A 26,691-nucleotide genomic window follows, 5' to 3' on the forward strand; every position below is an offset into this window, starting at 1 on the left:
CTCCACCGATCGCTCGTTCCGCCGCCCCTGCCGCCCCCTCCCCTGGCACGATCGCCACATGCCTGTGACAATGAGGGAGTGCTGACCATGACGGAACCCCAGGTGTGGACGCTCATCGCCGTGTTCACGACGCTCGTGTTCGGCATGCTCACCGTCGTGTCCACGATGTTCGTGCGCGTGGTGCGCGCCGAGATCGGACGGCTCGACACGAAGATCGATGCGCTCTCCGAGAAGGTCGACACCCGCCTCGACAACCTCGATCGCGATGTGCAGGCCCTCGTCAGGCACACCTTCGGCATCGACCGCGGCTGACCCCGCACCATTCCTGCGCCGGGGCCGCTACGCCCAGCGGCGGCACCACTCGTGCATGACGATCGCGGCCGCCGCGCTCGCATTGATGGAACGCGTCGAGCCGTACTGGGTGATCTCGATCACGGCATCCGCCGCCTCGAGCGCCTCGGAGGAGAGGCCGGGGCCCTCCTGGCCGAAGAGCATGACGCAGCGCTCCGGCAGCTCGGCGCGCTCCACCGGCACCGAGCCCTCGACGTTGTCGATCGCCAGGATCGGGATGCCCGCCGTCCGCGCCCACGCGACGAGGGACGCGACGGTGTCGTGGTGGCGCACGTGCTGGTAGCGGTCGGTCACCATCGCGCCGCGGCGGTTCCAGCGGCGCTTCCCGACGATGTGCACCTCGGCGGCGAGGAACGCGTTGGCGCTGCGCACGATCGCGCCGATGTTGAGGTCGTGCTGCCAGTTCTCGATCGCGACGTGGAAGCCGTGGCGCCGCGTGTCGAGGTCGGCGACGATGGCATCCATCGTCCAGTACCGGTAGCGGTCCACGACGTTGCGGCGGTCGCCGTGCGCGAGCAGGTCGGGGTCGTACCGCGCATCGTCGGGCCACGCGCCCGGGCCGCCGGGCCACGGACCGACGCCGACCTCCAGCTCGGGATCGGCCGGCGGCTCGGCCTCGGCGTGCGTCTCCACCCGGCCAGGCTACCCGGGCATACCGTTCACAATTCAGGAGATCCCGCGCCATCCTGCCCGGAACGGCCCCTCGGCGCCCGTTCTTCCTGAATCGTGCACAGCACAGCCGGCCGAACGGGGCACAGCACAGCCGGCCGAACGACCGACAGAACACGCCCGTCCCACAACTTTTCGGCTCACCGAAAAATCGCTATGATTTCGGCATGCCGAAATTCCGCCGTGCAGCGGCCGTCGCCGCCCTGATCTCCCTGCTGGCCCTCGCCCCGGCATGCGCCGACACCGGCGGCGCCCCCGGCGCCCCGACGTCCGCCGCGACCGGCGACGAGCGGCCGCTCGTGCTCACCACGTTCACGGTGCTGCAGGACATCGCACAGAACGTCGCGGGCGACCACCTGACGGTCGAGTCGATCACCAAGCCCGGCGCCGAGATCCACGGCTACGAGCCCACGCCCAGCGACATCCGCCGGGCGACGGATGCCGACCTCATCCTCGACAACGGCCTGGGGCTCGAGGCGTGGTTCGCGCAGTTCGTCGCATCGACCGACGCCCCGCACGCCGTCGTCAGCGAGGGCGTCGCGACGATCGACATCACGGGCGACGCCTACGCCGGAAAGCCCAATCCGCATGCGTGGATGAGCCCGATCAACGTGCAGCGCTACGTGGACAACATCGTCACGGCCTTCAGCGACCTCGACCCCGCGCACGCCGCCGACTTCGCGGCCAACGGCGCGGAGTACAAGGCCCGGCTGCAGGAGGCGCACGACGCCCTGGTCGCCGAGCTCGGCACGCTCCCCGAGAACGAGCGCGCGCTCGTGACCTGCGAGGGCGCGTTCTCGTACCTCGCGCGGGACGCGGGCCTGACCGAGGCGTTCATCTGGCCCGTCAACGCCGAGCAGCAGGCCACGCCGCAGCAGATCGCCGCGACCATCGAATTCGTGACGACCCACGACGTGCCGGCCGTGTTCTGCGAGTCGACCGTCTCCGACCGCCCGATGCAGCAGGTCGTCGCCGCGACGGATGCCGCGTTCGGCGGCATCCTGTACGTCGACTCGCTGTCGGAGGCCGGCGGGCCCGTGCCGACCTACCTCGACCTCGTGCAGCACAACGCGCAGACGATCATCGACGGGCTCACCGGGAGCAGGGCGCGATGATCGAGGTGCGCGGGGTCACGGTCGACTACGGCGAGGTGCGCGCCCTCGACGACGTGACGCTCACGGTGCCCGCGGGCCAGGTCACCGGCCTGATCGGCATGAACGGCTCGGGCAAGTCGACGCTGTTCAAGACGATCATCGGCCTCGTGCAGCCGCAGCGCGGCGAGGTGCTCGTCGACGGGCACCGGCCCGCCGCGGCACGGCGCCGCGGCACGATCGGCTACGTGCCGCAGAGCGAGGACATCGACGTGACCTTCCCCGTCTCGGTGCGCGACGTGGTCGCGATGGGCCGCTACGGCCGGCAGGGCCCGCTGCGGCGCGCGTCGGCGGCCGACCGGGCCGCCGTCGACGCGGCCCTCGCGCGCGTGGACCTCACCGACCTCGCCGACCGCCAGATCGGGCGCCTCTCGGGCGGACAGCGCAAGCGCGCGTTCGTCGCGCGCGGCATCGCGCAGGAGGCCGACGTGCTGCTGCTCGACGAGCCGTTCGCGGGCGTCGACAAGCGGTCGGAGGCGATGATCGTGCGCGTGCTGCGCGAGCTGGCCGCCGCGGGGCGCACGCTGCTCGTCTCGACGCACGACCTGCACGCGCTGCCCGCGCTCGCCGACGGCGCCGTGCTGCTGCTGCGCCGCACGCTGTTCCAGGGGGCGGTCGACGAGGCGCTGCGGCCCGAGAACCTCGCGCGCGCGTTCGGCATGGACGACCTCGAGGGGGATGCCGCATGAGCCCGGTCGACGTGCTGCTCGACGTGCTGCTCGGCCCGCTGCAGTACGACTTCATGGTGCGCGCGCTCGTCACGACGGTGATCGCCGCCGTCGTCTGCGCCCTGCTGTCGTGCTGGCTCGTGCTCATCGGCTGGTCGCTCATGGGCGACGCCGTCTCGCACGCCGTGCTGCCCGGCGTCGTGCTCGCCTACATCGTGGGCGCCCCGTTCGCGCTCGGCGCCGTGGTGTTCGGCATCGCCGCGGTCGTGCTCATCGGGCTCATCCGCGACACGACGCGCGTGAAGGAGGATGCCGCGATCGGCATCGTCTTCACGACGCTCTTCGCCCTCGGGCTCGTGCTCATCTCGGTGACGCCGAGCCAGACCGACCTGAGCCACATCGTGTTCGGCAACGTGCTGGGCGTGCAGGCGGCAGATCTCGTGCAGATCGGCATCCTGGCGGCCGTCGCGTTCGCGATCCTCGTCGTCAAGCGCCGCGACCTCACCCTCTACGCCTTCGACCCGACGCACGCGTTCGCGATCGGCCTGTCGCCGCGGCTCCTCGGCGCGCTGCTGCTCGGGCTGCTCGCCCTCACGGCGGTCGTGACGCTGCAGGTGGTCGGCGTGATCCTCGTCGTCGCGATGCTGATCATCCCGGGTGCGACGGCGCAGCTGCTGACCGATCGCTTCGGGCGGATGCTGCTGATCGCGCCGCTGCTCTCCGCGGCGTCGGCGACCGTGGGCATCTACGTGAGCTACTGGGCCGACACCGCGTCGGGCGCGACGGTCGTGCTCGTGCTCGGCATCGTGTTCGCGGTCGTCGCGCTCGTGTCGCCGCACCGGGGCCTGCTCTTCCGTCGCTCTCGAGCCCGCCGTGTGCGAGAGGCGGCCCGCGGGTTAGCCTGAAGCGTGCCCTCCCCCGCGATCGACGACTACCTCAAGACGATCTACCACCACACCGAGTGGCAGACCGCGCCGATCACGCCGTCGCAGCTGGCCGGGGAGCTGGGGCTCGCCCCGTCGACGGTGACCGAGATGGTGCAGAAGCTCGCGGCGCAGGGGCTCGTGTCGCACCGCCCCTATGGTCCCGTCGTGCTCACGGCGGCCGGCGAGCAGCGGGCGGCGGCGATCATCCGCCGGCACCGGCTCATCGAGACGTGGCTCGTGCAGGAGTTCGGCTACCAGTGGGACGAGGTGCACGACGAGGCCGAGGTGCTCGAGCACGCCATCAGCGACCGTCTGCTCGCGGGCATCGACGAGCGGCTGGGGCATCCGCCGTTCGACCCGCACGGCGACGCGATCCCGGATGCCGACGGCGCCGTGCGCCGCGAGCCGTTCGTGCTGCTCGCGGACGCCGCCCCGGGGCACCGCGGCCGCGTGCTGCGCGTCTCCGACCGCGACCCCGCGCTGCTGCGCGCCCTGGAGGAGAGCGGCATCGACGTCGGGCATCCGCTCACGGTGGTCTCCCCCGCCGAGGTCCACGTCCACGACCGCCCCGTCCCCCTCCCCCCCGGCGCCGCCACCGCCATCTGGCTCACCGCCTAGCCCGCCCCCTCGCCCCGGGTTTCCCCCGGATGCCGAGATGGTGCCCTTCTCGCCGAGATGGTGGGTTTCTCGGCGACATGGTGCCCACCGTCTCGACGCAGAACCCACCATCTCGGCGCACAACGCACCATCTCGGCGCAGAACGCACCATCTCGGCGTACAACCCACCGTCTCGGCGAGAAACCCACCGTCTCGGGGTGAAGGCGCGCGGTGGGTCAGGACATCAGAACAGGACGAGGCCGGCGATGTAGCTGACGGCCATGGTGCCGATGCCGACGGTGAGGGTGCGCAGCAGGGCGCGGCGCAGGTTGAGGTGTCCCGCGCGGGCGGCGACGAGCGAGGTCACGGCCAGCGAGACCACGACGGCGACGACGATCACGGGCGTCTCGATCTGCACGGGGACGAACCACGTGATCAGCAGCGGGATCATCGCGCCGAGCATGAACGCGATCGCCGCCGAGACGCCCTCCCACGCGGGCGCCGCGGCATCCATGATCTCGTCGATGCCGTGCTCGGCCTCCAGCTGCGCGGCGAGCGCGTCGTGCGCCGTGAGCTCCTCGGCGACCTGCCGCGCGGTCTCGGGCCGCAGGCCGCGGGCCTCCCAGTGCGCCGCGAGCTCGTCGATCTCGCCGACCAGGTCGGCCTCCAGCTCCGCCCGCTCCTGCTCGACCAGCAGCAGCTGCGCCTCGCGCTCGGCCGCCGCCTCGGCCCACTTCGCCCCGCCGATCGACAGCCCGCCCGCGAGCGTCGCCGCGGATGCCGCGAGCAGCAGCAGCCGGTCGCCCGCGCCCGCGCCGCCGAAGCCCTGCAGCAGGCCCGCCGTGGCGATGATGCCGTCGTTCGCGTCGATGCTCCAGCTGCGCAGGCGCCCGGCATCGCCCAGAGCGCCGCGCAGCCGCTGCCACGCCGCCGCCGGGCGGATCACCGCCGCCGGCCCTTGCGCGCCTTGAGGTACGGCCACTCCGTGCCCGTCGCGCGCTCGCAGTACTCCCACAGCCGGGCGGCCTGCTCGAGATCGAGCGCCGCGCGCGGCACCCGCGCCCGTCGCGGCGCGCCCCGCACGACGTACGACGGTCCCCAGTACTCGCCGCCCTCGACGTCGGGGTCGACGAGCGCCCGCACGAGCGGCCACGCGCCGCGCTCCTTCGACTGCGACACGGGCGTGAGCAGATTGTCGACGAAGCGCTTCGCGCGGCTCGGCGTGTTGACGCCCGCGATGCCGCGCGTGCGCCCGCCGATCGAGTACCCCGGATGCGCGACGACGCTCGCGACCGGCACGCTCGCCTCGCGCAGCCGCCGGTCGGCCTCGAAGCCGAGCGCCGCGGTCGCGATCTTCGACTGCACGTAGGCCCGCCACGGCGTGTAGCCCTCGGTCAGCTCGGGGTCGGTCACCTGCATCGGCGTGAGCGTCATCGAGAGCGACCCGAGCCACACCATGCGTCCGCGGGCGGCGGCCAGCGACAGCAGCAGCTCGCCCGCGAGCGCGTAGTGTCCGAGCGCGCTCGTCGCGAAGACGAGCTCGTGCCCCTGCGGCGTCACCTCGCGCTGCCGCGGCGGGTGCACGAGCCCCGCGTTGAGCAGCACGCCGTGCAGGCTGCGCCGTCCGCGCGCGGTCGCGGCCGCGGCGCGCACCGACCCGAGATTGCTCGTGTCGAGGATGAGCGGCTCGGTGCTGGCATCCGGGACCTGCCGGGCGATCGCGGCGCGCGCCGCCGACAGGCGATGCGGGTTGCGGGCGGTCATGATGACGTGGGCGCCCGCCTCGGCGAGCTGCAGGCAGGCGAAGAAGCCCAGACCGGCGTTCGATCCGGTCACCAGGTATCTCCGGCCGCTCAGGTCGGGGAGCGCCTGTGGATTCCCGTCAGTGTCGCCCACGTATCGAGACTATGCCCGGAGGCTAGGCTGGGGCCATGCGGACACGCGCCGACATCGAGTGCTGGCTCACCGACATGGACGGGGTCCTCGTCCACGACAACCGCCCCGTGCCCGGGGCGGCCGCCCTGCTCGCGCAGTGGAGGGATGCCGGCATCCCCTTTCTCGTGCTAACGAACAACCCGATCTTCACGCCGCGCGACCTCAGCGCCCGGCTCGCGCGGTCGGGGCTCGACGTGCCCGAGGAGCGCATCTGGACGTCGGCGCTCGCGACCGCCGAGTTCCTGCGGTCGCAGCAGCCGGGCGGCACCGCCTTCGTGATCGGCGAGGCGGGCCTCACGACCGCGCTGCACGAGGCCGGGTACATCATGACCGAGACGCAGCCCGACTACGTCGTCGTGGGCGAGACGCGGCAGTACTCGTTCGAGGCGATCACGCAGGCCATCCGCTTCATCGACGCGGGCGCGCGGTTCATCATCACGAACCCGGATGCCACGGGGCCCACCCCCGCGGGCGTCGTGCCCGCGACGGGCTCGTTCGCGGCGCTCATCACGCACGCCACGGGCAAGCAGCCCTACGTGGTCGGCAAGCCGAACCCGATGATGTTCCGCTCGGCGATGAACCGCATCGGCGCGCACTCCGAGAACACCGGCATGATCGGCGACCGCATGGACACCGACATCATCGCCGGCATCGAGGCCGGTCTGCACACGGTGCTGGTGCGCACCGGCATCTCGGACGACGCCGAGGTGGCCCGCTATCCGTTCCGTCCCGACGAGATCCTCGACTCGGTCGCCGACCTGCTGAGCGACGAGCCGGAGATGTCGGAGTTTCCCGAGCTGCTGTGAGGGGGTGCGTATGAACGAGTTCGAACAGAACCTGCTGTTCGCCGCGGTCACGCTCATGCTCGTCACGACGCTCGTCGTGTTCGTCGTGCAGTACGTGCGGGGCCGAGGCCGCGGGGACGACGACTGATGTCGCTCGTGCTCGTGCTCTCGGCGCTCGCGATCCTGCTGCTCGTGCTCGTGCTGTTCGTGCGCGGCCGCCGCGACGCGCCGCAGGGCACGCCCCTGCCGAACGGCCGCTCGCTCGTCATCCTGACGTTCGTGGGGCTGCTGCTCGCGCTGGCCTCCCAGCTCCCCATGTTCGCGTAGCGGTCGCCGGCGGATGCCGGATCCGCGCGCGACGGATGCCGGTGCGCCCAGGGCGCGACGGGTCAGGGCGTGACGGGTCAGGGCGCGACGAGGCGTCCGGCGCCGATGAGCGGGCCGTCGTCGCCGAGGGCGGTGGGCACGACGCGCACCCGACGCACGAAGTCGAGGGCGGCGTGCGCGCGCAGCGATGCGCCCACGCGGTCGACGTAGTCGGGCGTGACGCGCGAGAACCCGCCGCCGATCGCGACGACCTCGACGTCCAGCAGCACGCAGGCGTCGGCGAGGGCGGCGCCGACCGCGACGGCGGAGCGCTCGATCGCGGCGCGCGCGACGGCGTCGCCGACCGCGGCGGCCCGGCCCAGCGCCACGCCGTCGGCGCCGCTCCATCCCTGCGCCCGCGCCCACGCGACGCTCGCGGGGCCGGAGGCGACCTCCTCGAGCGTCGGCGCCGGGTCGGCCGCGTGCGCCTCGCCGGGCGGCATCCCGCCGGCGCGCAGCTGCCCGATGTGTCCCGCGTTGCCCGAGGCGCCCTCGACGAGCCGCCCGTCGACGACGTATCCGCCGCCGATGCCGGTCGAGACGACGATCGACAGCGAGGCCCGCGCGGTGCGCGCGGCGCCGAGCCACGACTCGGCGAGCGCGAGGCATCCGGCGTCGTGCCCGACCGCCACGGCCGGGGCGGCGCCCGCGGCCCCCCGGCCGGCCACGGTCTCGCCGACGGCACGATGCAGACCGGTCACGGCCTCGCCGACCGCACGATGCAGGTCGAGCCCGTGCAGCCCGGGCATGTTGACCGGCCGGATCGTGCCCGCTGCGCCGTCGAACGGCCCGGGGCTGCCGACGCCGACGCCCCGCACGTGCGTTCCGGCGGGGAGGGCGCGGAGCGTGCCGCCGATCGCATCGGTCAGCGCCGCGCGCAGCCCGTCGGGCGTGATGCCGGGACCCGTCGGCCGGCGCTCGCGCGAGCCGGGCAGCACCGCGCCCTCGTGCGTGACCAGCGCCGTCTCCAGCTTGGTCCCGCCCAGATCCACCGCGATCGCGACGCTCGTCATGCCCCCATCATCCCGCGGCACGGGCTCCCGCGGGCACGGGCTACTGCGGGGCGAGCCCGAGGTCGTCGAGGTCGATCGCGGCGAGCCACTGCAGGCCCGCGGCCTCGACGGCGGCCTGGGCGCCCGTGCGCCGGTCGACGATCACGGCGACCGCGACGGGCTCGGCGCCCTCGCGGCGGAGCGCCTCGACGGCCTTGAGCGCCGACTGTCCGGTCGTCGAGGTGTCCTCCACGACGACGACGCGCTTGCCGGCGACGTCGGCGCCCTCGATCTGGCGGCCGCGGCCGTGGTCCTTCGGCTCCTTGCGCACGACGAACGCGTCGAGCGGCCGGCCCGCGTGCACCGACTCGTGCATCACCGCGTTCGCGATGGGGTCGGCGCCGAGGGTGAGACCGCCGACCGCGACGACGCCGTCGACGTCGCGGACGAGGTCGAGCATGATGCGCCCGATCGCGGGGGCGGCGCGGTGGTCGAGCGTGAGCTTGCGCATGTCGACGTAGTACGTCGCCTTCTTTCCGCTGGAGAGCGTGAAGTCGCCGTGGAACACCGCCTCCTCCTTGATGAGGGCGATGAGCGCCTGGCGGTCGGCTTCGAGGGCGGGCGTGGAGGCTGCGGTCACGCCTCCGAGTGTACGGCGCTCGCGCGCGTATCTTTCGCCGCCGGATGCTGCAGACCGCCGCCACGCGCGAAAGAATCAAGGATTTTCACGTTCGCATACAAGATTCCCCGGCTTTCCTTTTCGATGTCGTCAGATTGCCGATAATCAACCGCCGTCGGCCCTAGAGTCGAAGCTTGTCTGCGCGGAAGCAGGCACGCAGGACATCCAAGGAGCATCTATGGCCCGCATCGGTATCGTCACCGAGCAACCGAACGAGCAGCGCGTCGCGGCGTCCCCCCTGACCGTGTCGAAGATCATCGCGCTCGGCTACGACGTGATCGTCGAGTCGGGCGCGGGCGCGGGCTCGTCGTTCCCCGACAGCGCCTATGCCGACGCCGGGGCGACCGTCGTCGACCGCGCCACGGCGTGGGGCGCCGACGTCGTGCTGAAGATCAACGCGCCCGTCGACGAGGAGATCGCGCTGCTGTCGCCCGGCACCACGCTGGTCGGCCTGCTGAGCCCGGCGCTGCGCCCCGAGCTGCTGCAGGCGCTGTCGGCGCGCGGTGTCACGGCCCTCGCGATGGACGCGGTCCCCCGCATCTCGCGCGCGCAGTCGATGGACGTGCTCAGCTCGATGGCCAACATCGCCGGCTACCGCGCCGTCGTCGAGGCCGCGCACGAGTTCGGCCGGTTCTTCACCGGCCAGGTCACGGCCGCGGGCAAGGTGCCGCCGGCGAAGGTGCTCGTCGCGGGCGCCGGCGTCGCGGGCCTCGCCGCGATCGGCGCGGCGTCGAGCCTCGGCGCGATCGTGCGCGCGACCGACCCGCGCCCCGAGGTCGCCGACCAGGTGAAGTCGATCGGCGGCGAGTACCTCGAGGTCGTCGTGCCCGACGAGCAGAAGGAGGTCTCCTCCGACGGCTACGCGAAGGCGACGAGCGAGGCGTACGACCGCCGCGCCGCCGAGATCTACTCGGAGCAGGCCGCCGACGTCGACATCGTCATCACCACCGCGCAGATCCCCGGCCGCGCCGCGCCGCGCCTGCTCACGGCCGCCGACGTCGCGAGCATGAAGCCCGGCAGCGTCGTCGTCGACATGGCCGCCGGCACCGGCGGCAACGTCGAGGGCTCCGTCGCGGGCGAGCGCGTCGTCACCGAGAACGGCGTCATCATCCTCGGCTACACCGACCTGGCCGGGCGCCTGCCCGCCCAGGCCTCGCAGCTGTACGGCACCAACCTGCTGAACCTGCTGAAGCTCGTCACGCCGGGCAAGGACGGCGCGATCGCGCTCGACTTCGACGACGTCGTGCAGCGCGCGGTCACGGTCGTGCGCGAGGGCGAGGTCACCTGGCCGCCGCCGCCCGTGCAGGTGTCGGCCGCACCCGCCGCGAAGCCCGCGGCCGCGGTGCCCGCCAAGGCCGAGAAGAAGAAGATGTCGAAGGGGGCCCGCACGGGCCTGCTGATCGCCGGCTTCGCGGCGCTCTTCCTCGTCAGCGCCTTCGCCCCCGCCCCCCTCCCGCAGCACTTCTTCGTGCTGATGCTGTCGGTGGTCATCGGCTTCTACGTCATCGGCAACGTCGCGCACGCGCTGCACACGCCGCTGATGAGCGTGACCAACGCCATCTCGGGCATCATCGTCGTCGGCGCGATCAGCCAGCTGGCGCTCGACAGCCTCACCGTGCAGATCCTCGCCGGGGTCGCGGTGCTGGTCGCGAGCATCAACATCTTCGGAGGGTTCGCGGTGACCCGCCGAATGCTCGCCATGTTCTCGAAGGGAGAGAACCGATGACCGCCGCCGAGATCGCGTCGAGCGTCGCGACAGCCGCCTACATCGTCGCGGCCCTGCTGTTCATCCTGAGTCTCGCGGGCCTCAGCAAGCACGAGACCTCCCGCGGGGGCATCGTGTACGGCATCATCGGCATGGCGCTCGCCCTCGGCGCCACCGTGTGGCTCACGCTCGTCGGCGCCTGGGGCGGCTCACAGGCCACCACGGGTCTCGTGATCCTGGTCGTCGCCCTCGTGATCGGCGCCGCGATCGGCCTCTGGCGCGCGCGCGTGGTGGAGATGACCGGGATGCCCGAGCTCATCGCCCTGCTGCACTCCTTCGTCGGCCTCGCCGCGGTGATCGTCGGCTGGAACGGCTACCTCGGCCACCCGCACATCTCCGAGGAGCTCGCCGGCATCCACAACGCCGAGGTGTTCATCGGCATCTTCATCGGCGGCGTGACGTTCACCGGCTCGATCGTCGCCTACCTCAAGCTGTCGGCGAAGATCTCGTCGAAGCCGCTCATGCTGCCGGGCAAGAACTTCCTCAACATCCTGGCGCTCGTGCTGTTCCTCGCCCTCACGGTGTGGTTCGTGATCGACCAGCGGCTGTGGCTGCTCATCGCCGTGACGATCCTCTCGTTCCTGCTGGGCTGGCACCTCGTGGCATCCATCGGCGGCGGCGACATGCCCGTCGTCGTGTCGATGCTCAACAGCTACTCGGGCTGGGCGGCCGCCGCGGCGGGCTTCCTGCTCAACAACGACCTGCTCATCGTCACGGGCGCGCTCGTGGGATCGTCGGGTGCCTACCTGTCGTACATCATGTGCAAGGCGATGAACCGGTCGTTCATCTCGGTCATCGCGGGCGGCTTCGGCATCGAGGCGCCGGCCAAGGGCGGCGAGGAGGTCACGGGCGAGCACCGCGAGATCGACGCCGAGTCGGCCGCCGACCTGCTCGCGGGCGCGTCGAGCGTCGTCATCACGCCCGGCTACGGCATGGCCGTCGCGCAGGCCCAGCACGGTGTCGCCGACCTCGTGCACAAGCTGCGCGACCGCGGCATCGACGTGCGATTCGGCATCCACCCCGTCGCGGGACGCCTGCCGGGCCACATGAACGTGCTGCTGGCCGAGGCGAAGGTGCCCTACGACATCGTGCTGGAGATGGACGAGATCAACGACGAGCTGGCCGAGACCGACGTCGTGCTCGTCATCGGCGCGAACGACACCGTCAACCCGGCCGCCGCCGAGGACCCGGGCTCGCCCATCGCCGGCATGCCCGTGCTGCGCGTGTGGGAGGCCCGCAACGTCATCGTCTTCAAGCGGTCGATGGCCTCGGGCTACGCGGGCGTGCAGAACCCGCTGTTCTTCCGCGAGAACGCGCAGATGCTGTTCGGCGACGCGAAGGACCGCGTCGACGACATCCTGCACCACCTCGCGGCGGTGCCCGCGGCGCACTGACCCCGGCATCCCCCGCACGCGAGCCGCCGAGAACGATCGAGTTCTCGGCGGCTCGCGCCGTTTCAGCCCGGCGCGGCCGGAGCACCCGGATCCTGGCATCCCGGCATCCGAGGCCGGGCCGGGGCGGCTACAGGGCGAGGTGCAGCCGCAGGGCGTCGTCGATCGCGCCCATGGTCTCGTCGGGCACCCACCCGGCGATCGCGGAGACACGGCGCACCGACACGGTGCGCACCTGCTCGGCCTGCGCCTTGCCGTCGCGCGGCAGGCCCGTGACGGCGCTCGGCAGCAGCACCTGAAAGTCATGGACCCGCGCGGTGCTGCTCGTGACCGGAACGACGGTGATCGTGCCCTCGGCGCGCAGCGCGGCGACGTTCGCGGTGTTGTTGCTCACCACGACGGCCGGGCGCGTGCGCGCCGCCTCGCTGCCGACCGCAGGGTCGAGGCTCACGAGCACGATCTGACCCCGGCGCAGAAAGGGGATCGTCACGCGACGCCGTCCGCGACGGCGGCATCCCACGTCGCCTCGTCTTCGTGCCATTCGGCGAAGGCCTCGGCGTACGCGTCGGCGAGCCGGCTCTCGCGCAGCAGTCGCACGGCCTGCTGCACCGCCGCCGACCGGCTCTCGGCGCGCCCCGATGACGCCTCCAGATCGAGGAAGGCGACGTCCTGCTCGCTCAAGCTCACACTCACCTTCGTGAATCCCATGTCATGATGCTACCAGGGTAGCATCCATCCTGCTACCGCCGGCGATCAGTCTGAGCACCGATCCCGCTCGCCTGCCGGCGGTCTCGGCCGAGCGCACCCGAAACGGTCATTCTCGCTTGCGAGCGCGCCGCGACGCTTCATCCGCTCCTGAGCTCTGCCTAGACTCGTTCCGAGATGAATGACCGCGACCTGCTCCTGCAACGCAGACACATCGTCAGCGTCATACTCCGTGCCGTCGAGAACGCCCCTGAGGTTCTTCGCATCTGCAACACGCTTCCCGCCGATACGGCGTCGGCCGGCCCCGCGCTGAGTGAGCTTCTGAGCATCAGCGAAAGCGAGAGCCAGATCGTCCTGAACATGCAGATCAAGATGTTCACACCTCACGCCCGCGCACGAGTCCGGGCAGAGCTGGAGGACCTGGATCATCGGCTGGCGAGGATCGACGCCCCGTAGGCTGGATGCCATGCGCTTGGCCACCTGGAATGTGAACTCGATCCGTGCCCGCGTCGACCGCATCGTCGGCTTCGCCGCGCGCGAGGACGTCGACGTGCTCGCGATGCAGGAGATCAAGTGCAAGCCCGAGCAGTTCCCGTACGCGGCCTTCGAGGCCGCGGGGTACACCGTCGAGGCGCACGGGCACGACCAGTGGAACGGCGTGGCGATCGCCTCGCGCCTGCCCATCGACGACGTCGAGATCGCCTTCCCCGGCATGCCCGGGTTCAAGAAGGGATACGACGGGCCCGACGCCCCGCAGGAGGCCCGCGCGCTGGGCGCGACGATCGACGGCGTGCGCGTGTGGAGCCTGTACGTGCCCAACGGCCGCGGTCTCGACGACCCGCACTACGCGTACAAGCTGCAGTGGCTCGAGGCGCTGCGGGGCTACGCGAGCGACGCGCTCGCGGGCGACCCCGACCTCGCGCTCGCCCTCACCGGCGACTTCAACATCGCCCCCACCGACGACGACAACGGCGACCCCACGATCGTGCCCGGCGTCACGACGCACGTGTCGCCGCCCGAGCGCGCGGCGTTCGCGGCGCTGCTCGACGCGGGCCTCGTCGACGCCGTGCGCCCGATCGTGCCGACCGGATACACGTACTGGGACTACAAGCAGCTGCGCTTCCCCCGCAACGAGGGCCTGCGCATCGACTTCATCCTCGGCTCGCACGCCTTCGCGGATGCCGTGGTGGGCGCCGCGATCCACCGTGACGAGCGCAAGGGCGACGGCCCGAGCGACCACGTGCCGGTCGTCGTCGACCTCGACCTCGACGGCCCGGACGACGACGACCGCCCGATGATCTTCTGAGCGCCGGGGCCTCCGAGCCCCCGGCGCGGCCGGTCAGTCGTCGGAGACGGTGATCGTGACCTCGACGTTGCCGCGGATCGCGTTCGAGTAGGGGCAGATGCGGTCGGCCGCCTCGGCGAGCTCGACGCCCTCGGCGTGCGTCAGGTGGGGGATCACGACCTCGAGCACGACCGCGAGGGTGTAGCCGCCCTCCTCCTTGCGCACGAGCGAGACCCGCGCGCCGACGCTGCTGTCGGCGAGATGCTTCTTCGCCGTGCGCCCGACGCTGAGCAGCGCGTTGTGGTAGCAGGCCGCGTAGCCGGCGGCGAAGAGGGCCTCCGGGTTGAGCGCTCCCCCGGGCCCGCCCAGCTCGGGCGGCATCCGGAGCTCGGCGTCGAGGAACCCGTCGCCCGTGGCGACGTGCCCGTTGCGGCCCTCGCCCGTGGAGAGGGCCTCGGCGGTGAAGACGGCATCCATTGGCGGCTCCTGTTCTCGTGTCGTGGCGGCGGCCGCGGGCTCGCGGCACCGTCCGGCACCAACATATTCGAGCGGGTCGGTGCGGTGGGAGGGAGGGATCCTTCCCCCGGTCGGCGCGCTCATAGGCGGCCGGGGTAGCCTCGGGATGCACCGAGAACGCCTCACGACAGACGGAGAACCCCCTCATGAAGAAGCTCCTGGTCGCCTCAGCGGCACTGCTCGCCGCCGTCGCCCTCACCAGCTGCTCCGCCTCGACCGACGCCGACGAGCCCGACCCCGCCGACGTCGTCACGTTGAGCGTCGGCGACTGCTTCAACGACGTCGCCGTCGAGGGCGACGACGCCGGCGCCGCCGACAGCGTGCCGATCGTCTCCTGCGACGAGCCGCACGACAACGAGGTGTACTACGAGTTCGAGCTGCCCGAGGGCGACTACCCCGGCGTCTCGGCGATCGAGGCCGCCATGAACGAGAACTGCGCGCGCGAGTTCCAGGAGTTCGTCGGCATCGTCGACAGCGAGTCGGACTTCTTCTACTTCGGCGTCCAGCCCACGGAGCTGAGCTGGAACGAGCGCGACGACCGCCTCGTGCAGTGCGCCGTGTTCGAGCCGAACAAGCAGGTGACGGGAACGCTCAAGGGCGCCGCCCGCTGACGCCGCCGGGCGACGATCGCCGACGCGGCCCTACGCCGACACGATGTAGCGCAGCTCGGCGTGGGCCCGCGCGCGCTCGGCGCCGAGCGCACCGGTGAGCAGCGCGTCGACGGCATCCGCCATCGCGGAGTTGCCGCTCACGTACACGGAGCCGCCCGCCGCGACCAGGTCACGCGCCTCGGCCAGCTGCGGCGCGAGCAGGTCGGTGACCCGCCGCGGCGCGTGTGCCAGCTCGACGCGGTCGAGCGCCCCCGACGCGAGATGGCCGTCGAGCTCCCGCTCGATCCACGGCGCGAGGCCCTTGTCGCCCAGTCCCCACACGAGATGGATGCCGCGGGCCCCCGCCCGCAGCGCCGCGAACACCCCCGCGGCGCCCGAGCCCGTGACGACGGCGAGCGCGGGACGGGCGCGGTCGAGGCGGTGCGGATGCCGCAGCACCCAGCCGCGCACGACGGCGCCGGGCTGCAGGCGGTGCAGGTAGGCGGCCGCGCGCTCGGGCCACGCGGCCGACCGCGTCACCTGCAGGCGCAGCTCGTCGCCCGTCACATCCGACACGGTGTAGAACCGCGGCGTGATGCGCGGCGCCCGCGAGGGGTCGGCCGGCGTCCCGGCGCTGAGGTCGAGCACGCGGCGGCGCAGCTCGCCGCCCGTCGCGCGCACGCGCCGCGAGGGGCGATGCGGCAGCGGCGTCGACCAGTGGGGCACGGACGCGTCGTCGCCGGGCGCGTGGCCGTCGGCCGGGTTCTCCCACCACACCTGCAGCATGTCGCCCGGCAAGGCGCCGCTGCCGGTCGCATCGAGGGCGATCTCGACGATCTCGCTGTGCCCGCCGCGCGCGAGCGAGCGCACCTCGATCGTCTCGAACCGGTGCGGCGGGCGTCGCACGGTGCCGCGCACGTCGCGCAGGTAGGCGGCGAAGGCGGCGTCGCGCACGGTGCGCCGGGGACGCGGATCGCGCACGAGCGCCCAGCGCACGGCATCCTCTCCCCACGACGTCAGCGCCCGCGCCCACGTCGTCGCGCTCTCGTTCCGCGTCGTCATGGCGCCGTGCCGAGCGGCTCGGCGCCGGCGGGCTCGAGCTGCCCCTCGACGACGCGCGGCCGATCGCGCCAGCGTCCGCGCAGCCACCGCCCGAGCAGCAGCGCGGCCTTGACCGCCTCGTTGAGCACGAGCGCCCAGAACGCTCCCGCGACGCCGAGGCCGAGCGTGTCGGCGAAGAGGAAGGACGCCGGGGCGAGCACGAGCGCGCTCGTCGCGATCGAGTAGGCCATCGGCACCGCGACGTCGCCCGCCGAGCGCAGCGCTCCGTAGGCGATCGTCGTGACCGCCGACAGCGGCAGCAGCAGGATGCTGATCGCGAGGCCCGTCGTGGCCATCGCGACGGCGTCGGCGTCGAGGCCGACGAGCGGCAGCACGGCGGGCCCGGCGAGCCACAGCAGCGCCGTGAGCACGGCCGCGGCGATCGCGGTGCCGGCGATGGTGCGCAGCGTCTGGCGGCGCGCGTGGGCGGGATCGCGATCGCCCACGTCCCAGCCGACGATCGTCTCGTTGCCCTGCGCCATCGCGAGCACGACGCCCGTGACGAGGGCGGTGAGCGTGAGGGCGAAGCCGTGCGCGTTCGTCGCGTCACGACCCAGGGCGTTGACGGCGGAGGCGCCCACGAGCACGGCGATGTTGAACGCCGAGTTCTCCACGACCGACGGGATCGACAGCCGCGCCATCGTCCACGCCTGCCCGCCCGCCTGCCGCGGCGGCAGCGGCGTGAACAGCCCCACGCCGGCGACACGGCGCACGAGCCAGGCGAGGATCACGACCACGACGCCGCGCACGATGAGCGTCGGCAGCGCGGTCGCGACGATGCCGAGGTCGAGCACGAAGAGGAAGAGGAACAGCAGCGCGAGGTCGACGACGTTGATCACGATCGCCGGCAGCAGCAGCTCGACGGTGCGGCCGAAGGCGCGCAGCACCGAGAAGGCCGCCATCTGGTAGGCGTAGAACGCGACGCCCGCGGCCGCGATCCAGATGTACGCGGAGGCGTCGGCGCGCAGGTGGTCGGCGGCGCGCAGCCACTCCAGGAACAGCGGCGCCCCGAGCGCGGCGACGAGCGCGAGGACGATCCCGAGCAGCGTGCTCGCCCGCAGCGCGATGATGCTCGCGCGCTGCGCCGCACGCATCGCGCCGGCGCCGAGCGACTGCGCGACGACGACGAGCGCGCCGAAGCCGAACAGCACCGCGATGTCGTTCGCGACGCCGAACACGCGGTTGGCGATGCCGATCGCCGCGTTCAGGTCGGCGGAGACCGCCATGAGCATGATCTGGTTGCCGAGCGCGCCGAGCAGCGCGAACAGCGTCACGACGAGCAGCGGCCAGCTCAGCCGCATGAGGCCCTTGCGCTGGAAGGAGGGCGCGGATGCCGACATGATGCCTCCCGAGTGTGATCGACCCTGGTTAGGGTCGCCTTACTATACCGGGCGGGGCGAGAGCGGCAGGGTCCGGCGGAGCGGGGCGCCGTCTCCTCCGGCATCCCTCCCCCGGCCCATCTCCCCCGCGGGAGGGATGCCGGGGTGCGCGGTCGCCCGTACGGTGGAGGGCATGAGTGTCATGACGCGGCGGCCGCCCACGCCCGACGATCTGCGCGGCGACGCGTGGCTCGGCGGCGGGCTCACGGTGCTCGGCGTCCTGAGCGGCTGGCTCGGGCAGATCGTGGGGTTCTTCGGCGACGAGACCCCCGACCTCATCTGGGCCGTCGTCTACGCGCTCGTGCTGGGCGGCGCGATCGCCGTGCGGCGGCGCTTCCCCGGGATCGTGCTGATCGTCGTCATGCTCGCGTTCTTCGCCGCGCAGACCACGCGCCTGCCCGAGCTCTACGTCGGCAACGTCTCGATGTTCATCGCGATGTACACGGTCGGCGCCTGGATCGACGACCGGCGGCGCGCCCTCCTGCTGCGCGCGGGCGTCATCGCGGGCGTGTTCGTGTGGCTGCTCGTCGTCGCCTTCCAGTCGGCGGTCGGCGACTCCGAGCTCTCCAAGGCGGGGCTGTTCTCGCCGTTCGCGGCGTACACGCTCATGACGATGCTCGTCAACGCGGCGTTCTTCGGCGGGGCCTGGTACTTCGGCGACCGCGCCTACGCCGGGGCGCTCTCTCGCCTCGTGCTCGAGGAGCGCACCGCCGAGCTCGAGCACGAGCGCGAGCTGACCGCGGCGCAGGCCGTCGCCCTCGACCGCGTGCGCATCGCGCGCGAGCTGCACGACGTCGTCGCACACCACGTGTCGGCGATGGGCGTGCAGTCGGGCGCCGCGCGGGCCGTGCTCGACCGCGACCCCGAGGCCGCGCGCGAGGCGCTGCGCGGCGTCGAGCACGAGGCCCGCGAGGCGCTCGCCGAGCTGCGCCAGCTGCTGGAGACCCTGCGCACGCCCGACGCCGCCGCGCCGGGCGACTCCACCATCCGGCTCGACGCGCTCGGCGACCTCGTCGCGCATGCGCGCGACAACGGCCTGCCCGTGACACTGCAGGTCGTCGGCGACCCCGTGCCGGCGTCGGAGCTCGTGCAGGTCAACCTCTACCGCATCGCGCAGGAGGCGCTCACGAACGCCCGCCGGCACGCGGGACCGCACGCGACCGCCGACGTGCGCCTGCGCTACGGCGACGACGCGATCGAGCTGGAGGTCAGCAACGAGGGGCGCGTGCTCACCGCGCCCCGGCCCGGTCTCGGCCTCGTCGGCATGCGCGAGCGCGCGCTCGCGACGGGCGGGACGATCGAGCTGGGCCCGCGGCCGCGCGGCGGCTATCTCGTGCGCGTGCGCGTGCCGCTGCGCGCGGCGGCCGGCACGCCCGTGGGGGTGCCGGCGTTATCCGCGTGCTGCTCGTCGACGACCACGCCGTCATGCGCGCGGGCTTCCGCATGATCCTGCAGGCGGCGGGCGACATCCAGGTCGTCGGCGAGGCGGCCGACGGCGCCGAGGCCGTCGCGGCCGCGACCGGGCTCCTGCCCGACGTCATCTGCATGGACGTGCAGATGCCCGGCATGGACGGCCTCGAGGCGACGCGCCGCATCGTCGCCGACGCCGGCGTCGCGGCATCCGTCATCATCGTCACGACCTTCGATCGCGACGACTACCTGTTCCAGGCGCTCGCGGCGGGCGCGAGCGGGTTCCTGCTGAAGAACGCGGGCCCCGAGCAGCTCGTCGACGCCGTGCGCATCGCCGCCGCGGGCGACGCGCTGCTCGCCCCCGAGGTGACGCGCCGCGTGATCGAGCGCTTCGCGGCATCCGCTCCCCCGCACGAGGTCCGGGGGATCTCGCGAGCCTCGGACGATCCCGCCGGCAACGTCCGAGCTTCGCACGATCCTCCGAGGACGGCGGATGCCGGGGCCGTCGCCGGCCTCACCGAGCGCGAGGTCGAGGTGCTGCGGCTGCTCGCGCAGGCGATGAGCAACGCCGAGATCGCCGCGCAGCTGTTCATCGGCGAGGCCACCGTCAAGACCCACGTCTCGAACGTGCTGCTCAAGCTCGGCGTGCGCGACCGCGTCGGCGCCGTCGTCTACGCCCACCGCCACGGCCTCGCCTGACTCCCATCTCCCGCGAGACTGCACCGGTGCGACGAGACGGCACCTCTGGCGTGCGGTCTCGTCGCGCACGTGCAGTCTCGCGGTCAGTAGCGGTCAGCAGGGGGCGGCGGCGGATGCTGGGGGGGGTGGCGGACCCGCGGGTCCGCCGGGCGGGGGAGGCGGGCGGAATCCGCCGGGCGGGGGATGTCGCGGGGAGGCGGCGGCCGTAGCGTCGGAGGCACAATCCCGACCGAGGAGGAGCGCATGCTCGAACTGAAGGGCGTGACCAAGAGCTACGGCGACCGCCGCGTGCTCGACGATGTGAGCTTCGCCGTGCCCCCGGGCCGGCTGACCGGCTTCGTCGGCGGCAACGGCGCCGGCAAGACCACCACGATGCGCATCGCGCTCGGCCTGCTCGCCCGCGACGGCGGCGAGGTCACCCTCGACGGCCACGCGGTCACGGCGGCCGACCGGCGCGTCTTCGGCTACATGCCCGAGGAGCGCGGGCTCTACCCGAAGATGCGCGTGCGCGACCACATCGTCTACCTCGCGCGACTGCACGGATTCTCGAAGGCCGACGCGACGACCCGCGCGACCGCCCTGCTCGAGGAGCTCGGGCTCGGCGAGCGTCTGAACGACAACGTCGAGACCCTGTCGCTCGGCAACCAGCAGCGCGCGCAGATCGCGGCGGCGCTCGTGCACGAGCCGAGGGTGCTCATCCTCGACGAGCCGTTCTCGGGCCTCGACCCGCTCGCGGTCGACGTCGTCGCCGGCGTGCTGCAGACGCGCGCCGCGCAGGGCGTGGCCGTGCTGTTCTCGTCGCACCAGCTCGACGTCGTCGAGCGGCTGTGCGACGACCTCGTCATCATCGCGAGCGGCCGCGTGCGCGCGAACGGCTCGCGCGACGCGCTGCGGGCGCAGCACACGGTGCGCCGCTACGAGCTCGTCTCGGCCGGCGACGCCGGCTGGCTGCGCGACGAGACGGGCATCCAGGTGCTCGACTTCGACGGCGGCTACGCCCTCTTCGACGCCGACAGCGACGAGACGGTGCAGCGCGTGCTCGCCCGCGCGGTGGCGCAGGGCGCCGTCGCGAGCTTCGCACCGCAGCATCCCTCGCTCGCGCAGATCTACAAGGAGGTCATCCAGTGAGCACCACCACCACGCGTTCCGCCGCCGGCGCGGCCCCGGGCTTCGGTCAGAGCGTCTGGCTCGTCGCCGAGCGCGAGATCGGCTCGAAGCTGCGCAGCAAGTCGTTCCTCATCTCGTTCGGCATCCTGTTCGTGCTCGCCCTCGCGGGCGTCATCTGGGCGGGCTTCACGGCCAAGGACGCCGCGACGACGCCCGTCGCGGTGACCGCCGACTCGCAGCAGTACATCCAGGGCGTGCCGGGCTTCGAGGCGACGACGGTCGACAGCGCCGACGCCGCCCGCGAGCTCGTGCGCAGCGGCGACGCGGATGCCGCGATCATCGCCGACGGGGCGCCGCCCCTGGGGTACACCGTCGTCTTCGACCGCGACGCGTCGACCTCGCTGCTCATGGCCCTGTCGGAGACCCCCGCCGTCGAGCTGCTCGACGTGGAGAATGCGACGAACTGGGCGGGCTACATCGCCGCGATCGGCTTCGGCATCATCTTCCTGTTCGCCGCGCAGACGTTCGGCGCGACGATGGCGCAGAGCGTCGTGGAGGAGAAGCAGACGCGCGTCGTCGAGCTGCTGATCTCGGCCGTGCCGACCCGCGCACTGCTGGCCGGCAAGGTCATCGGCAACACGGTGCTCGCGATGGCGCAGATCCTCATCCTCGCCGCGATCGCGGTCGTGGGTCTCACCGTGACGGGTCAGACCGAGTTCCTGCAGGGGGTCGGGGCGCCGATCGCGTGGTTCGCGGTGTTCTTCCTGTTCGGCTTCATCCTGCTCGCGGCGCTGTTCGCCGCCGCGGCGGCGATGGTTTCGCGCCAGGAGGACATCGGCTCGACCACGACCCCGATCATGCTGCTCATCATGGCGCCGTACTTCCTCGTGATCTTCTTCTGGAACAACCCGACGGTGCTCGCGGTCATGTCGTACGTGCCGTTCTCGGCGCCCGTGGGAATGCCGACGCGGATGTTCCTCGGCCAGGTGGACTGGTGGGAGCCGCTCGTGTCGCTCGCGATCCTGATCGTCACGTGCATCGGCGCGATCCTCGTCGGCGCGAAGATCTACGAGAACTCGCTGCTGCGCATGGGCGCCCGCGTCAAGCTGTCCGACGCGCTGAAGGGCTGACCGCTCTACCGCCGCCCCCGCGCCTGCTCGGCGCGGGCGGCGGCGTAGCCGTCGCGGTAGCCCTGGGCGAGGGCCTCGTCGGTGCCGAGACGGAACAGGTCGCGATCGGAGGAGCGCACGATGCTCCGCGCGCCCGGCAGCGTGAGCGGGCCGACCAGATCGCCCCGGCCGCGCACGACCGCGACGGGGTTCCCGCTCGCCTTGCCCTTGACGAGGTCGGCGGCGGCGGCGAGCTCGTCGCCCACGCACGGCGTCGTGACGTTCAGGGGCTTGCCGCCGGCGTCCACGGTGCCGCGCAGGTCCTCGACGACGTGCACGCCGCCCGCGCCGATCGCGACGTCGGTCTGCCCGGCCCGCCACGGCCGGCCCAGGGTGTCGCTGACGATCACGCCCACCGTCGCGCCGGTCTCCTCGCGCAGCCGGTGCGCGAGCGCACGCGCCGAGGCGTCGGGGTCCTCGGGCAGCAGCAGGATCCAGCCGTCGGGCGTGTTGCTGGCATCCACGCCCGCCGCGGCGGCGACCATGCCGAGGCGGTTCTCGACGATGCGCATCGTGTGCCCGTCGATCGTGCGGGATGCCACGAGCCGCACGGTCTCGGCCGTGATGGCCTCCTCGCGGTCGGCGGCCTGCACGTAGCGGCCCTCGGCCTTGGAGACGATCTTCGAGGTCACGACGAGGATGTCGCCGTCTTCGAGCGCGACGCCCGTCGCGAGGATGAGGGCGGCGAGGTCGTCGCCCGGACGCACCTCGCCGATGCCGGTCGGCGCGAACACCGTGAGCGCCGTCATCCGCGCACCTTCGGCAGCACGTCGCGCCCGAACACCTCGAGCCACTCCCGCTGATCCCGCCCCACGTTGTGCAGGAAGATGCGGGTGAAGCCGAGATCGGCGTAGCGCTGGATGTGCGCGCGGTGCGCATCGGGGTCGCTCGACACGAGCATCGCGCTCGTCACCTCCTCCGTGCGCACGCCGCGCACGAGCTGTTCGAAGTCGTAGGGCGAGCGGATGTCGCCGCGCCGGATGCGCAGTCCCGCCATCGGCCACTCGGTCATCGCGGCGGCGAGCGCCTCCTCGTCGGTCGGCGCCCACGACACGTGCAGGTGCAGCACCCGCTCCATCGTCGCGAGGTCGCGCCCCGCCTCGCGCGCGCCGTCGGCGAAGCGGGCGAGCAGCTGGGCCGCGCGGTCGAAGTCCTCCCCCGTGGTCACGAGGCCGTCGGCGCTGCGCCCGGCGCGCCGCGCCGTCACGGGTCCCGCGGTCGCGACGTAGATCGGCGGGGCGGGCGTCGGCACCGTCCACAGCCGCGTCGACTCGACCCGGAACCGCGCCCCGCGGTGCTTGACGAGGCGACCGGATGCCGCCGACGCGAACAGCTTGCGGATGATCTCCACGGCCTCGAACATGTGCTCGATGCGCTCGCCCGGCTCGGGCCAGTACTCGCCGACGACGTGCTCGTTGAGCGCCTCGCCCGATCCCACGCCGAGCCACACGCGCCCCGGGTACAGCGATGCGAGCGTCGCCGCGGCCTGCGCGACGACGGCCGGGTGCGTGCGGAACGTCGGCGTCGTCGCGGCGGGGCCGAGGTCGCCGCGGATGTGCGCGCCGATCGCGCCGAGCATGGTCCACACGTGCGCGGCCGTGCCGTGCCGCGGCAGCCAGGGCTGGAAGTGGTCGGTCGCGATGACCCCGTCGAAGCCGTGCCGCTCGGCGGCGACGCACAGGTCGATGACCTCCGCGGGCGCGAACTGCTCCAGCATCGCGGCGTACCCGATGCGCATGGTCACGGACTCCGCTTCGCGCCGCCGCTCAGGCCTGCGTCGCGCGGGCGCGCAGCCGTGGCGCGAGGTCGCGCTCGAAGAGCGTGAGGAAGCGCTCCTGGTCGTGTCCGGGGGCGTGGAAGACCAGGTGGGTGAAGCCCCAGTCGATGTACTCCCCGATCTGCGCGACGACGCGGTCGGGGTCGGTGCCGACGATCCAGCGCTTCGCGATCTGCTCGATCGGCAGTGCGTCGGCCGCGCGCTCCATCTCCACGGGGTCGGTGATGTCGTGCTTCTGCTCCTTCGACAGCGACAGGGGCGACCAGAACCGGGTGTTGTCCAGCGCGGCCTCCTCGGTCTCCTCGTAGGAGAGCTTGATCTCGATCATGCGGTCGATCGACGAGGGGTCGCGGCCCGCGGCATCCGCCCCCGCCTGCACGGCGGGGATGAGCTGGTCGACGTAGAGCTCGCGCCCCTTGCCCGAGGTGCAGATGAAGCCGTCGCCCGCGCGGCCGGCGTACTTCGCGACGAGCGGGCCGCCCGCCGCGATGTAGACGGGGATGCCGTCCTCGGGGACATCGTAGATCGACGCGTCGTGCGTCGAGTAGTACTCGCCCTCGAAGCTCGTGCGCTCCCCCGTCCACAGCGCGCGCATGAGCCGCACGGCCTCGCGCAGCCGCGCGAAGCGCTCGCGGAACTCGGGCCAGTCCTGGGCGCCGGCGCCGCGGAAGCCCGTCGCGATCTCATTGAGCGCCTCGCCCGTGCCGACGCCGATGAACACGCGGCCCGGCGCGAGGCAGCCGATCGTGGCGAACGCCTGGGCGATCACGGCGGGGTTGTAGCGGAAGGTCGGCGTCATCACCGACGTGCCGATGCGCACGCGCTCGGTGCGCTCGGCGACCGCGGCCATCCACGCGAGGGAGAACGGCGCGTGCCCGCCCGTGTGTCGCCAGGGCTGGAAGTGGTCGCTGACGGCGACCGACTCGAAGCCGTGGCGTTCGGCCGACACGGCGATCTCGACGAGCTCGCGGGGACCGAACTGCTCGGCCGACGCCTTGTATCCGAGGGTGAGCACCATCGTCGTCCTCCTTCGGGCCGGATCCGCCCGCCGCCCGGATCCACCCTATCCAACTCGCCGACGGGGCCCGGCGGCTCAGAGGCTCAGAAGGAGGCGCGGGCCCCGACCGTCGGCGGCCCCTCGGCGAGACGGCGCAGGTACGTGCCGCCCAGCAGATCGCCGCGCGGCGGCAGCGCGTGGAACTGCCGCATGATCTCGGCCATGTCGTACCGCGACAGGTAGCTCGACAGCAGGCCGTCGCGGAACGCGAGCCAGATGTCGCAGCCGTGGTTCGAGAACCGGCCGCCCGGGCCGTAGCGCGCGGGGCCGCTGCCCTCCTGCCGGAACAGCCAGATCCCGCGGCCCGCGTCGGGCGCGGTGAACAGCTGCACGTCGTGGAACACCACGTCGGGCATCGCGCGGAAGATCGCGTCGAGATACGGCCTCATCGCCGGGATGCCCCGGATCACCTCCGGCCAGAAGACGGTGTCGTCCCACTCGATCTCCGGATGCAGCAGCGCGAGCACCTGCTCCGGGTCGCGCGAGTTCCAGGCGCTCTCCCAGCGCTGCGCGAACCCGTGCAGGAACTCCTCGGTCAGCGGGTGGTCGCGCATCATCACATACCTCCGGTCAGCGGGACGGAACATGCCTTCCTGGCGTCTTCCCGTGATGGACAGTCTAGTGACTATTCACTAGACTGTCCATCACGGGATTTCGGCCGACGGTGCCTTCGGAGACGCTCACCACCACGCCGTCGCCGCGGACCAGCTCCACCCGCACGGTGCGAAGGCTGCGCCCCGTATGAATCCGTCGCACACGAACGACGAGCCGTTCCTCCGGGCCGGTCGGCGCCGGGGCGAGGAACCTCGTCGACAAATCCGTCAGCAGACACATCGAGGCGTCCACGCCCGCCACGCTGCGGATGATCGCCTCGGCGGCGATCGCCGCCTGCACACCACCGTGCACGACGCCGCTCGGGTTGGCGAGGACGCCCTCCGCCCGCAGATCCACATCGATGTCAGGCGCCCAATCGCCCGACAGCCCGAATCCGGTCGCGAGGTCCACGCCACGGCGCTGAAAGGACACGACCTCGGCAGGCGCCGACCGCGCGCGCGTCCCCAGCGGGAGGAACCGACCGACTCCGGTTGCGACCGGCTGTCGCCCCTGCAGCATCAGGCAGTGGAGCACACCGCCCGGGTCATCCGGGTCCTCGGCGAGCGCGTACCCCTCGATGGGCACGTCCGGCCGGAGCGCGCCTCTCACGCTGTCGATCCTCATCGACAGCGTGAGACTCGTCCGCCCCTCCCCGAGCGCAGCCGCATACGCGGTGCCCATGACGAGGTCGGCGAGCATGCTCAGCCAGCCCAGGTGCGGGCGGGGAACGCCCTCCGTCCGGCCCGCCGCGCGCCCCGGAGCGGATCCGAGCGGGCGAGTGCCGAGCCGCAGCTCTGCATCGATCAGGTCGTTCGGCGCCGGCGGACGCAACTCGCTCAGGAACGCCCCCGGGTCGAAGCCGCAGAAGCCCAGTCGCACCGTCTCTTCCACTCCACCTCATCTCGTGATCGTCACTCTTGTCCGTATAGCTGTTCACTACAGTAGCCTCAAAGACTTGAAAAAAGAGACCGCTTAAGCCAGATAAGACCCTATTACTCATTAACATAAGAGTGATCGAGACCCCAGA

General features: G+C 72.4%; 31 protein-coding genes. 16 read left to right on the top strand and 15 right to left on the bottom strand.

Annotated elements, in window-relative coordinates; genetic code table 11:
* The first annotated feature begins 87 nt into the window (after nt 1-87).
* Nucleotides 88-312 (top strand): hypothetical protein, encoded by a 225-nt coding sequence (locus AOA12_RS18440; RefSeq protein ID WP_082406543.1) that lies wholly within the window; start codon nt 88-90, stop codon nt 310-312.
* A gap of 27 nt (nt 313-339) precedes the next feature.
* Here AOA12_RS18440 and AOA12_RS18445 read toward each other — a convergent pair whose 3' ends face one another.
* Nucleotides 340-984: a TrmH family RNA methyltransferase gene (locus tag AOA12_RS18445; protein ID WP_054686205.1), complete on the bottom strand. Its 645-nt coding sequence runs from the start codon at nt 982-984 to the stop codon at nt 340-342.
* Nucleotides 985-1,187: 203 nt separating this feature from the next.
* Between AOA12_RS18445 and AOA12_RS18450 the strand changes: the two genes are divergently transcribed.
* From AOA12_RS18450 to AOA12_RS18465, 4 genes are read left to right on the top strand one after another with little or no spacing between them, the layout of a single operon-like run.
* Nucleotides 1,188-2,135 (top strand): metal ABC transporter substrate-binding protein, encoded by a 948-nt coding sequence (locus tag AOA12_RS18450; RefSeq protein WP_054686207.1) that lies wholly within the window; start codon nt 1,188-1,190, stop codon nt 2,133-2,135.
* The gene (locus AOA12_RS18455) at nt 2,132-2,860 is read left to right on the top strand and encodes a metal ABC transporter ATP-binding protein (protein WP_054686209.1); all 729 of its coding nucleotides are present in this window, start codon (nt 2,132-2,134) and stop codon (nt 2,858-2,860) included. Before AOA12_RS18450 ends, AOA12_RS18455 begins: the two co-directional genes overlap by 4 nt.
* The gene (locus AOA12_RS18460) at nt 2,857-3,744 is read left to right on the top strand and encodes a metal ABC transporter permease (protein ID WP_054686212.1); all 888 of its coding nucleotides are present in this window, start codon (nt 2,857-2,859) and stop codon (nt 3,742-3,744) included. Before AOA12_RS18455 ends, AOA12_RS18460 begins: the two co-directional genes overlap by 4 nt.
* A 3-nt stretch (nt 3,745-3,747) precedes the next feature.
* Nucleotides 3,748-4,383: a metal-dependent transcriptional regulator gene (locus AOA12_RS18465; protein ID WP_054686214.1), complete on the top strand. Its 636-nt coding sequence runs from the start codon at nt 3,748-3,750 to the stop codon at nt 4,381-4,383.
* A 223-nt stretch (nt 4,384-4,606) separates the two neighbouring features.
* Here AOA12_RS18465 and AOA12_RS18470 read toward each other — a convergent pair whose 3' ends face one another.
* Together AOA12_RS18470 and AOA12_RS18475 are read right to left on the bottom strand one after the other, a co-directional pair.
* On the bottom strand, nt 4,607-5,308 hold the full coding sequence (locus tag AOA12_RS18470) for a VIT1/CCC1 transporter family protein (RefSeq protein WP_231637128.1): 702 nt from the start codon (nt 5,306-5,308) through the stop codon (nt 4,607-4,609).
* A complete protein-coding gene (locus AOA12_RS18475) occupies nt 5,305-6,258 on the bottom strand; it encodes an SDR family NAD(P)-dependent oxidoreductase (protein ID WP_054686216.1) in 954 nt (317 codons plus the stop codon). Before AOA12_RS18475 ends, AOA12_RS18470 begins: the two co-directional genes overlap by 4 nt.
* Nucleotides 6,259-6,293: 35 nt before the next feature.
* On the opposite strand from AOA12_RS18475, the gene AOA12_RS18480 reads away from it, so the two are divergent.
* The gene (locus tag AOA12_RS18480; RefSeq protein WP_054686219.1) at nt 6,294-7,103 is read left to right on the top strand and encodes an HAD-IIA family hydrolase; all 810 of its coding nucleotides are present in this window, start codon (nt 6,294-6,296) and stop codon (nt 7,101-7,103) included.
* Between the two features lie 126 nt (nt 7,104-7,229).
* The gene (locus AOA12_RS18485; RefSeq protein ID WP_231637129.1) at nt 7,230-7,409 is read left to right on the top strand and encodes a hypothetical protein; all 180 of its coding nucleotides are present in this window, start codon (nt 7,230-7,232) and stop codon (nt 7,407-7,409) included.
* A gap of 77 nt (nt 7,410-7,486) precedes the next feature.
* Here AOA12_RS18485 and AOA12_RS18490 read toward each other — a convergent pair whose 3' ends face one another.
* Together AOA12_RS18490 and pyrE are read right to left on the bottom strand one after the other, a co-directional pair.
* A complete protein-coding gene (locus tag AOA12_RS18490) occupies nt 7,487-8,461 on the bottom strand; it encodes an ROK family protein (protein ID WP_054686223.1) in 975 nt (324 codons plus the stop codon).
* A 40-nt stretch (nt 8,462-8,501) separates the two neighbouring features.
* Nucleotides 8,502-9,080, bottom strand: coding sequence for an orotate phosphoribosyltransferase (gene pyrE, locus AOA12_RS18495; RefSeq protein ID WP_054686225.1), 579 nt, complete (start codon nt 9,078-9,080; stop codon nt 8,502-8,504).
* 217 nt (nt 9,081-9,297) lie between these two features.
* Between pyrE and AOA12_RS18500 the strand changes: the two genes are divergently transcribed.
* Together AOA12_RS18500 and pntB are read left to right on the top strand one after the other, a co-directional pair.
* The gene (locus AOA12_RS18500; protein ID WP_054686228.1) at nt 9,298-10,845 is read left to right on the top strand and encodes a Re/Si-specific NAD(P)(+) transhydrogenase subunit alpha; all 1,548 of its coding nucleotides are present in this window, start codon (nt 9,298-9,300) and stop codon (nt 10,843-10,845) included.
* Nucleotides 10,842-12,278: a Re/Si-specific NAD(P)(+) transhydrogenase subunit beta gene (gene pntB / locus AOA12_RS18505; protein ID WP_054686230.1), complete on the top strand. Its 1,437-nt coding sequence runs from the start codon at nt 10,842-10,844 to the stop codon at nt 12,276-12,278. The genes AOA12_RS18500 and pntB overlap by 4 nt, the downstream gene beginning before the upstream one ends.
* Nucleotides 12,279-12,405: 127 nt before the next feature.
* On the opposite strand, the gene AOA12_RS18510 is transcribed toward pntB, so the two are convergent.
* Together AOA12_RS18510 and AOA12_RS18515 are read right to left on the bottom strand one after the other, a co-directional pair.
* Nucleotides 12,406-12,765: a type II toxin-antitoxin system PemK/MazF family toxin gene (locus AOA12_RS18510; RefSeq protein WP_269465076.1), complete on the bottom strand. Its 360-nt coding sequence runs from the start codon at nt 12,763-12,765 to the stop codon at nt 12,406-12,408.
* The gene (locus AOA12_RS18515) at nt 12,762-12,983 is read right to left on the bottom strand and encodes a ribbon-helix-helix domain-containing protein (RefSeq protein WP_054686232.1); all 222 of its coding nucleotides are present in this window, start codon (nt 12,981-12,983) and stop codon (nt 12,762-12,764) included. Before AOA12_RS18515 ends, AOA12_RS18510 begins: the two co-directional genes overlap by 4 nt.
* A gap of 174 nt (nt 12,984-13,157) precedes the next feature.
* Here AOA12_RS18515 and AOA12_RS18520 point away from each other — a divergent pair, with 174 nt between their 5' ends.
* Both AOA12_RS18520 and AOA12_RS18525 read left to right on the top strand, forming a co-directional pair.
* A complete protein-coding gene (locus AOA12_RS18520) occupies nt 13,158-13,436 on the top strand; it encodes a hypothetical protein (RefSeq protein ID WP_054686234.1) in 279 nt (92 codons plus the stop codon).
* A 10-nt stretch (nt 13,437-13,446) separates the two neighbouring features.
* Nucleotides 13,447-14,286, top strand: a complete 840-nt coding sequence (locus AOA12_RS18525; protein ID WP_054686236.1) for an exodeoxyribonuclease III — start codon at nt 13,447-13,449, stop codon at nt 14,284-14,286.
* Between the two features lie 33 nt (nt 14,287-14,319).
* On the opposite strand, the gene AOA12_RS18530 is transcribed toward AOA12_RS18525, so the two are convergent.
* Nucleotides 14,320-14,742 (bottom strand): organic hydroperoxide resistance protein, encoded by a 423-nt coding sequence (locus tag AOA12_RS18530; RefSeq protein ID WP_054686238.1) that lies wholly within the window; start codon nt 14,740-14,742, stop codon nt 14,320-14,322.
* A 185-nt stretch (nt 14,743-14,927) separates the two neighbouring features.
* On the opposite strand from AOA12_RS18530, the gene AOA12_RS18535 reads away from it, so the two are divergent.
* Complete coding sequence (locus AOA12_RS18535) at nt 14,928-15,392, top strand: septum formation family protein (RefSeq protein ID WP_054686240.1); 465 nt, start codon at nt 14,928-14,930, stop codon at nt 15,390-15,392.
* Nucleotides 15,393-15,422: 30 nt separating this feature from the next.
* On the opposite strand, the gene AOA12_RS18540 is transcribed toward AOA12_RS18535, so the two are convergent.
* Together AOA12_RS18540 and AOA12_RS18545 are read right to left on the bottom strand one after the other, a co-directional pair.
* Nucleotides 15,423-16,433, bottom strand: a complete 1,011-nt coding sequence (locus AOA12_RS18540) for a hypothetical protein (protein WP_054686243.1) — start codon at nt 16,431-16,433, stop codon at nt 15,423-15,425.
* Nucleotides 16,430-17,812, bottom strand: coding sequence for an MATE family efflux transporter (locus tag AOA12_RS18545; protein WP_054686244.1), 1,383 nt, complete (start codon nt 17,810-17,812; stop codon nt 16,430-16,432). The genes AOA12_RS18540 and AOA12_RS18545 overlap by 4 nt, the downstream gene beginning before the upstream one ends.
* A 172-nt stretch (nt 17,813-17,984) precedes the next feature.
* On the opposite strand from AOA12_RS18545, the gene AOA12_RS18550 reads away from it, so the two are divergent.
* The 4 genes from AOA12_RS18550 to AOA12_RS18565 all read left to right on the top strand — a co-directional run bounded on the left by AOA12_RS18550 (nt 17,985) and on the right by AOA12_RS18565 (nt 22,197).
* Nucleotides 17,985-19,298: a sensor histidine kinase gene (locus AOA12_RS18550; RefSeq protein WP_082406371.1), complete on the top strand. Its 1,314-nt coding sequence runs from the start codon at nt 17,985-17,987 to the stop codon at nt 19,296-19,298.
* Nucleotides 19,277-19,960, top strand: coding sequence for a response regulator (locus AOA12_RS18555; RefSeq protein WP_054687229.1), 684 nt, complete (start codon nt 19,277-19,279; stop codon nt 19,958-19,960). Before AOA12_RS18550 ends, AOA12_RS18555 begins: the two co-directional genes overlap by 22 nt.
* A 243-nt stretch (nt 19,961-20,203) precedes the next feature.
* The gene (locus AOA12_RS18560) at nt 20,204-21,088 is read left to right on the top strand and encodes an ABC transporter ATP-binding protein (protein ID WP_054686246.1); all 885 of its coding nucleotides are present in this window, start codon (nt 20,204-20,206) and stop codon (nt 21,086-21,088) included.
* Nucleotides 21,085-22,197 carry an ABC transporter permease gene (locus tag AOA12_RS18565; RefSeq protein ID WP_054686247.1) on the top strand — a complete coding sequence of 371 codons (1,113 nt, stop codon included), beginning with the start codon at nt 21,085-21,087 and terminating at the stop codon, nt 22,195-22,197. The genes AOA12_RS18560 and AOA12_RS18565 overlap by 4 nt, the downstream gene beginning before the upstream one ends.
* Before the next feature lie 5 nt (nt 22,198-22,202).
* Here AOA12_RS18565 and cofE read toward each other — a convergent pair whose 3' ends face one another.
* The 5 genes from cofE to AOA12_RS18590 all read right to left on the bottom strand — a co-directional run bounded on the left by cofE (nt 22,203) and on the right by AOA12_RS18590 (nt 26,555).
* Nucleotides 22,203-22,985 (bottom strand): coenzyme F420-0:L-glutamate ligase, encoded by a 783-nt coding sequence (gene cofE, locus AOA12_RS18570; protein WP_054686249.1) that lies wholly within the window; start codon nt 22,983-22,985, stop codon nt 22,203-22,205.
* The gene (locus AOA12_RS18575) at nt 22,982-23,974 is read right to left on the bottom strand and encodes a TIGR03557 family F420-dependent LLM class oxidoreductase (RefSeq protein WP_054686251.1); all 993 of its coding nucleotides are present in this window, start codon (nt 23,972-23,974) and stop codon (nt 22,982-22,984) included. The genes cofE and AOA12_RS18575 overlap by 4 nt, the downstream gene beginning before the upstream one ends.
* 28 nt (nt 23,975-24,002) lie before the next feature.
* Nucleotides 24,003-25,031, bottom strand: a complete 1,029-nt coding sequence (gene fgd / locus AOA12_RS18580; protein WP_054686253.1) for a glucose-6-phosphate dehydrogenase (coenzyme-F420) — start codon at nt 25,029-25,031, stop codon at nt 24,003-24,005.
* An 83-nt stretch (nt 25,032-25,114) separates the two neighbouring features.
* Nucleotides 25,115-25,627: an ester cyclase gene (locus tag AOA12_RS18585; RefSeq protein ID WP_231637130.1), complete on the bottom strand. Its 513-nt coding sequence runs from the start codon at nt 25,625-25,627 to the stop codon at nt 25,115-25,117.
* 61 nt (nt 25,628-25,688) lie between these two features.
* On the bottom strand, nt 25,689-26,555 hold the full coding sequence (locus AOA12_RS18590; protein ID WP_054686254.1) for a PaaI family thioesterase: 867 nt from the start codon (nt 26,553-26,555) through the stop codon (nt 25,689-25,691).
* Nucleotides 26,556-26,691 lie beyond the last annotated feature (136 nt).

The sequence above is a fragment of the Microbacterium sp. No. 7 genome (assembly GCF_001314225.1).
Lineage (GTDB): Bacteria > Actinomycetota > Actinomycetes > Actinomycetales > Microbacteriaceae > Microbacterium.